The organism is Streptomyces sp. NPDC088194 (assembly GCF_040702025.1).
Classification (GTDB): Bacteria; Actinomycetota; Actinomycetes; order Streptomycetales; family Streptomycetaceae; genus Actinacidiphila.
Genome location: NZ_JBFBIV010000147.1, coordinates 1 through 13,779, shown reverse-complemented (window position 1 = coordinate 13,779; position 13,779 = coordinate 1). Strand labels below are relative to the sequence as shown.

The following is a 13,779-nucleotide window of genomic DNA, read 5'->3' as shown; positions in this document are numbered from 1 at the left end:
TCATCAAGATGGTGCACGCCCTCCACCACGGCATCCTCCCCCGCACCCTCCACGCCACCCAGCCCACCTCACACGTCGACTGGACCACCGGCGCCATCGAACTCCTCACCCAGCAACGCACATGGCCCCAGGTCGAACGCGCCCGCCGCGCAGCCGTATCCGCCTTCGGCATCAGCGGCACCAACGCCCACGTCATCCTGGAGCAGTTCGTGCCGGGGGCGGCGGAGGGAACCGGCGCGGAGGACCGCACCGGGCCGGAGGAGGAGGCGCGAGGACAGGCCCCGCGACCCCCGCTCGCCCCCTCGGCTCTCGCCGACGGCCCCGCCGTCCTGCCGCTGTCCGCGGCGACCGCTGCCGGGCTGCGCGGCCAGGCCCGACGCTTGCGCGACTGCCTCGCCGACCATTCTGCACTCGAAATCCACACGCTGGGACGGGAGTTGGCGACCACGCGGGTGACGGAACTGGAGCACCGGGCGGCCGTCGTCGCCGGCGACCGGGACGACGCGATGGCCGCGCTCACGGCCCTGGCCGACGGGGAAGCGCACCCCCACCTGGTCACCGGCACGGCCGCGCCCGGCGCCGGCCCGGTGCTGGTCTTCCCCGGCCAGGGCTCGCAGTGGCCCGGCATGGCGGTCGAACTCCTCGACTCCTCACCGGCGTTCGCCCGGTCGCTCGCCGAGTGCGACGCGGCACTGGGCGAGTTCGTGGACTGGTCGGTCCTCGACGTGCTGTACGACCGTCCGGGCGCGCCCTCGCCGCAACGGCTCGACGTGGTCCAGCCGCTGCTGTTCGCGGTGATGGTGGCGCTGGCCCGCACCTGGCAGGCGGCCGGCGTGCTGCCGGCGGCGGTCGTCGGGCACTCCCAGGGCGAGGTCGCCGCGGCCTGCGTCGCGGGCGCGCTGTCGCTGCCGGACGCGGCACGGATCATCTGCCTGCGCAGCAGGACCATGCAGGAGGAACTGTCGGGGCTGGGCGCGATGGCGTCGGTGGCCCGGCCGCAGGAGTGGGTCGCCGCCCGGCTGGAGCGCTGGGGCGACCGGCTGAGCGTGGCCGCGGTCAACGGGCCGGAGTCGGTGGTGGTGTCGGGTGAGACGGCCGCGGTGGAGGAGTTCCTGGCGGACGCCGAGGCGCTCGGCGCACGGGCCCGCCGGGTGAAGGGCGCGATCGCCGCCGGGCACTCGGCCCAGGTGGAAAGGGTGCGCGAGCGCGTGCTGGCCGAACTGGCCCCCGTCACACCGAAGGCGGGCGACATCCCGGTCGTCTCCACGGTCACCGGCGCGATGGTGGACGGCTCCGGCATGGACGCCGGCTACTGGTACCGCAACATGCGCGAGCCGGTCCGCTTCGACGCGGCCGTACGGGAGTTGCTGGGCCGCGGACACCGGGTGTTCCTCGAAGTGAGCCCGCACCCCGTGCTGCTGACGGGGCTTCAGGAGACCACGGAGGACGCGGGCGCCTCGGCGTCCGCGCTGGGCACGCTGCGCCGGGGCGAAGGCGGCCCGCACCGGCTCGCGCTCTCCCTGGGCGCCGCGTACGTCGCCGGAGTGCCGGTGGACTGGCCGCGGGCGGTGTACGCGCAGACTCCGCCGTCCTTCGTCGACCTGCCGACCTACGCCTTCCAGCGGCAGCGGTACTGGCTGGACGCGCCGAGCCAGTCGGCCTACTTCGCCTCTCCCGCCGCCGCGCCCGTGCCGGCACCGGACGACGACGCGGCCGGGCGGCGTTTCTGGGACGCGGTCGAGAGCGGGGACGTCGACGAACTGCTGGGCGAGCTCTCGCTGGTGAACGGCCAGGCGGCGTCGCTGCGGGACGTACTGCCGGCGCTCGCCGGCTGGCGGGAGACGTCACGGCAGGACGCGGCGCTCGACCGGTGGCGGCACCGGGTGGTGTGGGAGCCGGTCGCCACCGCCCCGCGGCCCACGCTCAGCGGCGGCTGGCTGCTGCTCGTACCGGACGCCCCGGCGGCCGGGGCATTGGCCGCGCAGGTCGAGACGGCGCTGGGCGCGCACGGGGCGCGCGTGACGCGGCGCGAGCTGCCGGCTGACGCCGGCCGAGCCGCCGTGGCGCAGGCGCTGGACGGGACCGAGGTCCCGGCGGGCGTACTGGCCCTGACCGGGCTGCTCGACGGCACCCACCCCGAACACGACTCCGTACCAAGGGCGTTGGCGGCCACGCTGGCCGTCGTCCAGGCGCTCGGCGACGTGGACTGGCCGGCCCCGCTGTGGGTGCTCACCCAAGGTGCGGTCGGGGCGGAGCCGGCGGACGCGGTGCCGGCGCCGGAGCAGGCCACGGTGTGGGGGATCGGGGCGACCGCCCGGCAGGAGCATCCCGAGCGGTGGGGCGGGGTGATCGACCTGCCCCCGGAACCGGGGCCGCGCGAGCTGGCCCGGCTGGTGGCCGTGGTGTCCGGGGCCACCGGCGAGGACGAGGTGGCGGTCCGGGCGTCGGCGGCGCTGACCCGGCGGCTGGTGCCCGCGCCTGCCGAAGACCGGTCGCAGGGCTGGAAACCCACCGGAACGGTGCTGGTCACCGGCGGCACGGGCGCGCTCGGCGGGCACGTGGCCCGGCACCTGGCCGCCCTCGGGGCGCCCCATCTGCTGCTGACCGGACGGCGCGGCCCGGACGCGCCGGGCGCGCGGGAGCTGGCGGCCGAACTCACGGCGCTCGGCACGCGGGTGACCGTCGCGGCCTGCGACCTCGGCGACCGTACGGCACTGGCGGACCTGCTGGCGCGGGTGCCGGCGGAGTACCCGCTGACCGCCGTGGTGCATACGGCGGCGGTCGTGGACGACGCGCTGCTGATGTCCCTGACGGCCGACCAGCTCCAGCGGTCGTTGCGGGCGAAGGCGCAGGCGGCCCGCCATCTCGACGAGCTGACCCGGGACCTTCCGCTGGACGCGTTCGTGCTGTTCTCCTCGTTCGCGGGCGTCACGGCGGACGCGGGACAGGGCGGCTACGCCCCCGGCAACGCCTACCTCGACGCGCTCGCGCTGCGCCGCCGGGCGCTCGGCCTGCCCGCGCTGTCGGTCGGCTGGGGGCACTGGGCGGGCGACAGCGGGCTGGAGGGCGGCGAAGTGATCGCCCACCGGCTGCACCGGTTCGCGATGGAGTCGATGGACCCGCGGCGGGCGGTGCGCGCGCTGGAGCGGGCGGTGGCCGGCGACAGCGGCCATCTGGTCATCGCGGACGTGGACTTCGACCGCTTCGACGCCGGCTCGGTGGGTGTGCGGCCGACCCGGCTCTTCCTCGGCCTGCCCGGCTACCGCAGGGCCGTCCGGCCCGCCGCCGGGGAGCCGGCGGCCACCCCGGCGGAGACCGGCTCCGGCTTCCGCGACCGGCTCGCGAAGACCGCGGCCGCCGACCGTACGGCGCTGGTGCGGGACCTGGTGCTGCGACAGCTCGCCGCGGTGCTCGGCCACGCCGACGCCGGCGAGATCTCGGCCACCCGGCTCTTCCGCGAACTGGGCATCGACTCGCTCACGGCGGTGGAGTTCCGCAACCGGCTCGGCGCGGCGACCGGGCTGCGGCTGCCGGTCGGGGTCGTCTTCGACCATCCGACGCCGGAGGCGCTGGCGGCCCACGTCCTCACCGAACTCGCCGTCCACGCCGAACCGTCCGCGGACGGGCCGGGGCCCGATGAAGGGGCCGAGACCGAGACCGGGTCCGTGTCCGGGTCCGGGTCCGGGTTCGGGTTCGGCGGGAGCCTTCCGGTGGAGGTCGAGCTGGACCGGCTGGAAGCGGCCGTGGACCGCCTCGACGCCCCTTCCTCGGCGGCGGTGGCGGGGCGGCTGCGGGCCCTGCTGGCCCGGCTCCCGGACGCCCCGGCGGCGGAGAACGGCGACGCGCTGGCGTCGGCGACGACCGCCGAGGAGGTCCTCGGCCTCATCCAGGAACGGTTCGGCCGGTGAGCGGCTCCCCGGCCCAGGGGCCCGAGCCCCAAGGGTCCACGCCCCACGGGCCACCGCCCGGGGGCCGGCCCTCCCCCGACTCCTCCGTCCGGCCGCCCGCGACTCAGCCGAGGCCGCCCCAGGCAACACAGGAGATGCGTGCAGTGACGAGCAGCGACAGCGGCACCGGCGCCCCGGCGGCCGGCGGCGACAAGGTCGTCGAGACCCTCAAGTGGATGGCGAACGAACTCGACGCCACCAGAAGGCAGGTGGCGCGACTGGAGGCCGAACGGACCGAGCCGGTCGCCATCGTCGGCATGGGCTGCCGCTTCCCCGGGAACGTCGCCTCCCCCGGCGACCTGTGGCGGCTGCTGTCCGAGGGCACGGACGCGATCGGGCCGCTGCCCGCCGACCGGGGCTGGCAGTTGGAGACGCTGTACGACCCGGACCCGGCCGTGCCCGGTACCGCCTACGTCCGCGAGGGCGGGTTCCTCGCCACCGCGGGCGACTTCGACGCGGACTTCTTCGAGATCTCGCCGCGCGAGGCCCTCGCCATGGACCCGCAGCAGCGGCTGCTGCTGGAGGTCGCCTGGGAGACGCTGGAGGACGCCGCGATCGATCCCGGCACCCTGCGCGGCAGCGGCACCGGCGTGTTCGTCGGCACCAACGGTCAGGACTACGTCCCGCCCATGATGGCCGGCGTCGCCGATCTCGCCGGCTACCTCGGCACCGGTTCCACGCAGAGCGTGCTGTCCGGGCGGCTCGCCTACGCGCTGGGCCTGGAGGGACCCGCGGTCACTGTGGACACGGCCTGCTCGGCGTCCCTGGTCGCGCTGCACCAGGCGGTACGGGCGCTGCGCGGCGGCGAGTGCGACCTGGCGCTGGCGGGCGGGGCCACGGTGATGTCGACCCCGTGGACGCTGATGGAGTTCTCCCGGCAGCGCGGGCTGGCGCCGGACGGCCGCTGCAAGACGTTCTCGGAACAGGCGGACGGCACCGCCGTGTCGGAGGGCGTGGGCATGCTGCTCGTGGAGCGGCTGTCGGACGCCCGCCGCAACGGTCACCGGGTCCTGGCGGTGGTACGCGGCTCGGCTGTCAACCAGGACGGCGCCTCCAACGGCCTGACCGCCCCCAGCGGCACCGCCCAGCAGCGGGTGATCCGGGCGGCGCTGAAGGACGCGGGCCTGACCCCGGCCGACGTGGACGCCGTCGAGGCGCACGGCACCGGCACCCGGCTCGGCGACCCCATCGAGGTGGACGCGCTGCTCGCCACCTACGGCCGGGACCGGGACGCGGAGCGGCCGCTGTGGCTCGGCTCGATCAAGTCCAACCTGGGCCACACCCAGGCCGCCGCCGGGGTCGCCGGCGTCATCAAGACCGTCCTCGCCCTGCGGCACGGCGTGCTGCCCCGCACCCTGCACGTCGAACAGCCCACCACCCACGTCGACTGGAGTGCGGCCGGCGTGCGGCTGCTGCACGGCGAGCGGCCGTGGCCGCGGACGGACCGGCCGCGGCGGGCCGCGGTGTCGTCCTTCGGGATCAGCGGCACGAACGCGCACGTGGTGCTGGAGGCGACCGACCCGGTCGACCCGGTCGAGGCGGACCCGGTGGACGCCCTGGACGGCGGCGCCGACGCCCCCGCGTCCCCGCCCGCCGACGGGCTGCCCGGCGGCCGCGCCCCCGGCGCCCTGCCCTGGCTGCTCTCCGCCCGCACCCCCGCCGCCCTGCGCGGCCAGGCGGCCCGGCTGGCCGACCACGTGCGGGCGCACCCCGGGCTGCGCCCGCTGGACCTGGCGTGGTCGACCGCCACCACCCGGGCCCGCATGCCGCACCGCGCCGTGGTCGTCACCGCGGACGGCCGCGAACACGGGGAACTGCTCGCCGCGCTCGGCGCCCTCGCCGACGGCACACCGGCGGCCGGCGTCGTACGCGGCGAGGTACGGGAACAGCCGTCGCTGACCGTGCTGTTCACCGGCCAGGGCGCGCAGTACGCGGGCATGGCAGGGGAGTTGGCCGACGAGTTCCCCGTGTTCGCGGCCGCCCTCGACGGGGTGTGCGCGCACCTCGACCCGCTGCTCGAACGCCCCCTGCGCGAGGTGCTGTCCGGAGGCCAGGTCGACCTGGACCGTACGGTGTTCACCCAGCCCGCCCTGTTCGCCGTCGAGACGGCGCTGTTCCGGCTGGTGGAGTCCTGGGGCGTGGTACCGAAGCGGCTGGCGGGGCACTCCGTCGGGGAGCTGACCGCCGCGCACGTGGCCGGGGTGCTGTCCCTGGGCGACGCGTGCGCGCTGGTCGCCGCGCGCGGCCGGGCCATGGACCGGCTGCCCGGCGGCGGGGTGATGATCTCGGTACGGGCGACCGAGGCCGAGGTCGCCGAACTGCTCGCCCCCGGGGTCGGTATCGCCGCCGTCAACGGCCCGCGGTCCGTGGTCCTGTCGGGCGAGGCGCGGGCGACCGAGGCCGTGGCCCGCGCGCTCGCGGAGCGGGGGCACAAGACCCGCCGCCTGACGGTCAGTCACGCCTTCCACTCGGTGCTGATGGAACCGGCGATGGCGGAGTTCCGCGAGGTGGCGGCCAAGGTGGCCTACCGCGAACCGCGCGTCCCGCTGGTCTCGGCCCTCACCGGCGCCCTCGTCGGGCCGGGCGAGGTCACCGACCCCGAGTACTGGGTACGGCACCTGCGCGAACCGGTCCGCTTCCTGGACGCGGTGCGCGCCGCCGAGGCGGACGGCGGACGGGTCTTCCTCGAACTCGGCCCCGACGGGGTGCTGGCGTCGATGGCGGCGGACTGCCTCGCCGACCCGTCGGCGTCGGTCCTCGCCCCGACCCTGCGCAGGGACCGCCCCGAGACGCGGTCCCTGCTCACCGGGCTCGGCCAGGCGTACGCGGCCGGGGTGGACGTCGACTGGAGCGCGGTGCTCGCCGGCCGAGGCGCGCGGCGCGCACCGCTGCCGACGTACGCCTTCGACCACCAGCGGTACTGGATCACCGCGGGCCGCTCCTTCGGCGGTTCCAGCGCTTCCACCGCCTCCACCACCTCCGCCTCCCACACCGCACCCGCCGCCCCCGCTCCCGCTCCCGCACCCGAGGCCGGGCCGACGGCAGCGGAGACGCTGGACCTGGTCCGTTCCGCGACCGCCGCCGTCCTCGGGCACCCGACGAAGGACGCCGTGGCGGCGACCCGCCCCTTCTCCGAACTCGGCGTGACCTCCGTCGGCGCGGTCGACCTGTGCGCCGAACTGCGCGCGGCGACCGGCCTGCCGGTACCCGCGTCGGCCGTCTTCGACCATCCCACCCCGCGGGCGCTCGCCGCCCATCTGGACCAGGAACGCCGGGGCGCACCCGCGCCCGTGTCCGGCCCGGCCCCGGCCCGCCGCCGGGCGTCCGACGAACCGATCGCGATCATCGGCATGGCCTGCCGCTTCCCCGGCGGGGTGACGAGCCCCGAGGACCTGTGGCAGGTGGTCGCCGACGAACGCGACGTCCTCGGTGCCTTCCCCGACAACCGGGGCTGGAACCTGGAGGAGCTGTTCGGCCCGGACGGCGACCGGGGAACCTCGACGGAGGCGCGGGAGAGCGGATTCCTGTACGACGCGGGCGAGTTCGACCCGGCGTTCTTCGGTATCTCGCCCCGCGAGGCGCTGGCCATGGACCCGCAGCACCGGCTGCTGCTGGAGACCGCGTGGGAGGCGATGGAGCGGGCCGGCCTGGACCCGGGCACGCTGCGCGGCAGCCGTACCGGCGTCTTCGCGGGACTGGTCGGACACGACTACCTGCCCGGCCCCGACCGTATGCCGGACGACCTGGTGCCGTACTTCGCGACCGGCATCGGCGGGTCCATCGCCACCGGGCGCATCGCGTACACCTTCGGCTTCGAGGGCCCGGCGGTCACCGTGGACACGGCCTGCTCCTCGGCGCTGGTCGCGCTGCACCAGGCGGTCCACGCGCTGCGCACCGGCGAGTGCGACCTGGCGCTGGCCGGGGCCGCGACGGTGATGGCGACACCGGGCGCGTTCGTGGGGTTCTCCGGGCAGGGGCTGATGGCGCCGGACGCGCGCAGCAAGTCGTTCGCGGAGGCGGCCGACGGCACGATGTGGTCGGAGGGCGTGGGCATGCTGCTGGTGGAACGGCTGCCGGACGCGCTGCGCGACGGGCACCGGGTGCTGGCCGTCGTCCGCGGCACGGCGATCAACCAGGACGGCGCCTCCAACGGCCTGACCGCGCCCAACGGCACCGCCCAGCAGCGCGTCATCCGCGAGGCGCTCGCCGACGCCGGACTCGCCCCGGCCGACGTGGACGCCGTCGAGGGCCACGGCACCGGCACCCGGCTCGGCGACCCCATCGAGGCACACGCGCTGATGGCGACGTACGGCCAGCACCGGGACGCGGACCGGCCGTTGTGGCTCGGCTCGATCAAGTCGAACATCGGGCACGCCCAGGGCGCGGCGGGTGTCGCCGGGGTGATCAAGACGGTGATGGCGCTGCGCCACGGTCTGCTGCCGCGATCGCTGCACGTGGACCGGCCGTCGTCGCGGATCGACTGGTCGCGGGGCGCGGTGCGGCTGCTGACCGGGGCCAAGGTGTGGCCGGCGGTGGACCGGCCGCGCCGGGCGGGAGTGTCGGCGTTCGGCGCGAGCGGCACCAACGCGCACGTGATCCTCGAACAGGCCCCGCCGGCACCGGTGGTGGACGTGCCGCGGCCGGCGCTGCCGGTCACCCCGCTGGTGCTGTCCGGGCACACCCCCGCGGCGCTGCGCGGCCAGGCGGCCCGGCTGGCCGGGCTGCTGGGGACGGCGGACTCCCCGGAGCCGGCCGACGTGTCCTGGTCGCTGGCGACGACGCGCACGGCGCTCGCGCACCGCGCGGTGGTGCTCGCGTCCGGCCCGGACGACGCCCTCGCCGGCCTTCGGGCGCTGGCCGCGGGCGAGGAGTCGGCGCAGGTCGTCACCGGGGCGCCCACGGGTGCCGAGGCGGTGTTCGTCTTCCCCGGCCAGGGCTCGCAGTGGGTGGGCATGGCATCGGCGCTGCTGGAGCGGTCAGAGGTCTTCCGGGACACGTTCGCCGACTGCGAGCGGGTCTTCGGCGACCTGGTCGGCTGGTCGGTGACCGGCGCGATGGCCGGGGCACCGGACGCGCCGTCGCTGGAGCGGCTGGACGTGGTGCAGCCGGTGCTGTTCGCGGTGATGGTCTCCCTCGCCCGCACCTGGCAGGCGGCCGGGGTGCGGCCGGCGGCCGTCGTCGGCCACTCGCAGGGCGAGATCGCCGCCGCGCACGTGGCGGGCGCGCTGTCGCTGAAGGAGGCGGCCTTGGTGGTGGCGTTGCGCAGCCGGCTGATCGTGGACGTGGTGGGCCTGGGCGCGATGGCCGGGGTGTCGAAGTCCCACGACTGGGTGGCCGAGCGACTGCGGCCGTGGGAGCGGCAGTTGAGCGTCGGCGTGATCAACGGCCCGGAGTCGGTGGTGGTCAGCGGTGACGTGGCGGCCCTGGAGGAGTTCCTCGCGGTGGCCGAGGCGGAGGGCGCGCAGGTGCGCCGGGTACGGGGTGCGGTCGCGCCGGGCCACTCCCCGCAGATGGAACGGCTGCGCGGCGAACTCCTCGACGTGTTGGACGGGTTGGCCCCGCAGCGGGGCACGGTCCCGCTGTGCTCGACCGTCACCGGGGAAGTGGTGGACACCTCGACGATGTCCGCCGCGTACTGGTACCGCAACGCGCGCGAACCGGTGCAGTTCGAGGCGGCCGTACGCCATCTGCTGGACCGGGGGCACCGGGTGTTCCTGGAGATGAGCCCTCACCCGCTGCTGCTCGGCGGGGTCAGCGACATCGCGGCGTCGCAGGATGTGCGGGTGGCCGCCCTGGGCACCTTGCGCCGCGACGACGGCGGCCCTGAGCGCACCGCGCGGGCCCTGGCGGACGCGTGGGTGCACGGCGTGGACGTGGACTGGGCGGCGGCCGTGTTCGACGGGGGCGGCGCGCGCCGCGTGGACCTGCCGACGTACGCCTTCCAGCGCGAGAACTACTGGCTGCGGCCGGTGCACGGGCCGGTGGGCGCGGGCGTGCGCGGCACCGGGCATCCGCTGGCCGACGCGAGCGTGGCGCTCGCCGACGGCGGGGTGGTGCTGACCGGCCGGCTGGCACGGCGCTCGCTGCCCTGGCTGGACGACCACGCGGTGGGCGGGGTGGTGATCCTGCCCGGGACGGCGTTCGTCGAACTGGCGGTGCGGGCGGGTGACGCGGTCGGCTGCGGGACCGTGGAGGACCTGGCGCTCCAGCAGCCGCTGGTGTTCCCGGCCGGCGGCGCGGCGGTCGTGCAGGTGACGGTCGACGCGCCCGACGGTGCCGGGCGGCGCGCGGTACGGGTCCACGCGCGGCCGGACGCCGACGAGGAGGCCCCGTGGGTCCAGCACGCCGAGGGCTTCCTGGCTCCCGCCGGAGCCGATCCCGAACCCCTCGCCGGCTGGCCGCCGCGCGACGCCGAGCCCCTGCCGACGGACGACGCCTACCAGCGCATCGCCGCCGCCGGCATCGGGTACGGCCCCGCCTTCCGCGGCCTGACCGCCGCCTGGCGCCACGGCGGCGAGCTCTTCGCCGAGGTGCGGCTGCCGCAGCCGGAGGCGAAGAACGCCCCGCAGTACGGCATCCACCCGGCGCTCCTGGACGCCGCCTTGCACGTCGTCGTCCTGGACGGCCTCGACGACAGCGGGCAGCTCGCGTTCAGTTGGAGCGGGGTCACGCTGCACGCCCAGGGCGCCACCGAGCTGCGGGTACGGGTGGTGCGGCTCGGCGACGGCGCCTTCGCCTTCCACCTGTACGACGGTGCGGGACAGCCGGTGCTGACCGCGGAGTCCGTCGCCGTACGGCCGATGGCGGCCGCCGGTCCGGCGGCGGCGCACACCGGGACGGAGAACTCCCTGTTCCGCGTGGACTGGACGCCCCTGCCGCCCGCCGAGGCCACCGCCACGCGCTGGGCGGTGCTGGGCGAGCGCTGCGAGGCGGTCTGGCCGGCCGAGGTCGAGGCCGGCCGCCGCTACGCCGACCTGGCCGCGCTGGGCGCCGCCGTGGACGCGGGCGCTCCCGTGCCGGACGCGGTGGTGGTGGCCGGTGCGGGCGGTGAACCGGGAGACCGGCGGGTACTGCTGGAGGCGCTGGAGCTGTGCCGGGCGTGGACGGCCGACGAGCGCTGGGCATCGGCGCGGCTGGTCTTCCTCACCCGGCAGGCGGTGGCGGCCGGCCCGCGGCGCGCCCCGGGCGACGGCGTCACGCACGCGCCGCGGAAGGTGGCGGACGACGACGAGCGGGGGAACGCGGCGGACGGCCGCGGGCCGCGGAACGCGGCGGACCACCAGGAGCCGCGAAGCGCGGCGGACGACCTCGCGCACGCCCCGCTGTGGGGCCTGGTCCGCTCGGCGCAACAGGAGCAGCCGGACCGCTTCGTGCTGCTGGACAGCGACACGGCGGCCGTCCCGCCGGTCGTGCTGACCGCGGCGCTCGGCTCGGGTGAACCCCAACTGGCCCTGCGCGAAGGGGTTTTGTGCGTTCCGCGGTTGGCGCGAGCGACCGCGGACGCCGACGCGGCCGGCCACCGCGCCCTCGACCCCGAGGGCACGGTCCTGATCACCGGCGGCACCGGCACCCTCGGCGGCATCCTCGCCCGCCACCTGGTGGCCCGGCGCGGCGCGCGGCATCTGCTGCTCACCGGCCGCCGGGGCGGTGGCGCACCGGGCGTCGCGCGACTGCGGGCGGATCTGGCGGCGGCCGGTGCCACGGTCACGGTGGCCGCCTGCGACGTGGCCGACCCCGACGCCCTGGCCGCGCTGCTGGCGCGGATTCCCGAACGGCATCCGCTCACCGGGGTGTTCCACCTGGCCGGGGTGCTCGCCGACGGCGCCCTCGGCTCGCTCACCCCGGACCATGTCGACACCGTGCTGCGGGCGAAGGCCGACGCGGCCTGGCACCTGCACCGGCTCACCCGGGACGCCGATCCGGCCGCGTTCGTCATGTACTCCTCGATGGCCGGCACCTTCGGCGGCGCCGGCCAGGCCAACTACGGCGCGGCGAACGCCTTCCTCGACGCCCTCGCCCAGCACCGGCGGGCCGCCGGGCTGCCCGGGCTGTCCGTCTCCTGGGGCCTGTGGCAGGACCGCTCCGAGATGGGCGCCGGGCTCTCCGAGCAGGACCTGGCCCGCCGGATGGCCCGCTCCGGCACCCGTAGCCTGACCGCCGAGCAGGGCATGGCCCTGCTGGACGCGGCCCTCGACGGCGCCGACGCCCACCTGGTCGCCGCCCGCTTCGACTTCCCCACCCTGCGGGCCCAGGCGGGCGACGGAACCCTCCCCTGGCTGCTGCGCGGCCTGGTGCGGGCCGGGCGGCGCCGCGCGGGCGCCGCCGAGCAGGCCGGTCTGCGGAAACGGCTGGCAGCGCTCGGCCCCGCCGAACGCACCGCCGCCCTGCGCACCGCCGTCTGCACCACCGTCGCCGTCGTCCTCGGGCACGGCCCCGCCGAGCAGGTGGACGACGGCCGCGCCTTCAGGGAGTTGGGCCTGGACTCGCTGACCGCGGTGGACCTGCGCAACCGGCTCTCCGCGCTCAGCGGCCTGAAACTCCCGGCCACGCTCGCCTTCGACCACCCCACCCCGCGGGCCCTCGCCGCCTTCCTCGACGAGCAGCTCTTCGACATCCCGGTCGAGGCCGTCCCACCGGTCCTCACCGACCTGGACCGGCTCGAACTGGCCCTGCTCGGCGCCGACACGGCCGATCCGGCGCTACGGGCCAAGGTCACCATGCGGCTGCACTCCCTCGTGAGCCGGTGGAGCGGAGCCGACGCGCCGGCGGCGGCCGGCGACCCGGCGGACGACCTCGGCCTGAAGGACGCGTCGGTCGACCAACTCCTCGACTTCATCGACGACATGGGCAGCTTCTGAACCTCCAGCGACATCGGCCGGGAAGTTTCCGAGCCGTCGGCAGAAAGGGACGCGTTCCGTGGAAGACACGCGGATCATCGAGTACTTGAAACGGGTGACGGCCGATCTGCACCGCGCCCGCGCCCGGCTCCTGGAGCTGGAGTCCGGCCGGCCGGAGCCCGTCGCGATCGTCTCGGCAGCCTGCCGCTTCCCCGGCGGCATCGACTCGCCCGAGGACCTGTGGCGCGCGGTCGTGGAGGAGCGCGACCTGATCTCCGCGATGCCCGCCGACCGCGGTTGGGACATCGACGAGCTGTACGACCCCGACCCCGACGCCGTCGGCCACATCTACGTCAAGGAGGGCGGCTTCCTCCAGGACGCCGCCGGGTTCGACGCCGCCCTCTTCGGGATCGCACCACGCGAGGCGCTGGCGATGGACCCGCAGCAGCGGCTGCTGCTGGAGACGACCTGGGAGACGTTCGAACGCGCCGGGCTCGACCCGCGCGGCCTGGCCGGCTCCCGCACCGGCGTCTTCATCGGCATCCTCTCCCACGACCACGGCGCCCGGTTGACCCCCGCGCCCGAGGGCTTCGAGGGCATGATCGGCGCCGGCAGCGCGGGAAGCATCGCCTCGGGCCGCCTGTCGTACGTGTTCGGACTGGAGGGTCCGGCGCTGACCCTCGACACCGCGTGCTCGTCGTCACTGGTCGCCCTGCACCTGGCCGTCCAGTCGCTGCGCACCGGCGAGTGCGACCTGGCCGTGGCGGGCGGCGCCACCGTCATGTCGACGGTCGAGTCCTTCATCGAGTTCTCCCGCCAACGGGGCCTGGCCCCCGACGCCCGGATCAAGGCGTTCGACGACGCGGCCGACGGCTCGGCGTGGAGCGAGGGTGTGGGCATGGTGCTGGTGGAGCGGCTCTCCGACGCCCGCCGCAACCACCACCCCGTCCTCGCCCTCATCCGCGGCAGCGCCGTCAACCAGGACGGCGCCTCCA

At 76.2% G+C, this 13,779-nt stretch carries 3 protein-coding genes; all 3 read left to right on the top strand.

The window, feature by feature from the left end; all coding sequences use genetic code 11:
- A partial coding sequence (locus AB0399_RS38420) for an SDR family NAD(P)-dependent oxidoreductase (protein ID WP_366414440.1) occupies positions 1-3,908 on the top strand: 3,908 nt, incomplete at its 5' end.
- A 143-nt stretch (positions 3,909-4,051) separates the two neighbouring features.
- Positions 4,052-12,805 carry a type I polyketide synthase gene (locus tag AB0399_RS38415; RefSeq protein WP_366414439.1) on the top strand — a complete coding sequence of 2,918 codons (8,754 nt, stop codon included), beginning with the start codon at positions 4,052-4,054 and terminating at the stop codon, positions 12,803-12,805.
- Positions 12,806-12,863: 58 nt separating this feature from the next.
- The coding region (locus AB0399_RS38410; protein ID WP_366414438.1) for a beta-ketoacyl synthase N-terminal-like domain-containing protein at positions 12,864-13,779 on the top strand (916 nt) is incomplete at its 3' end.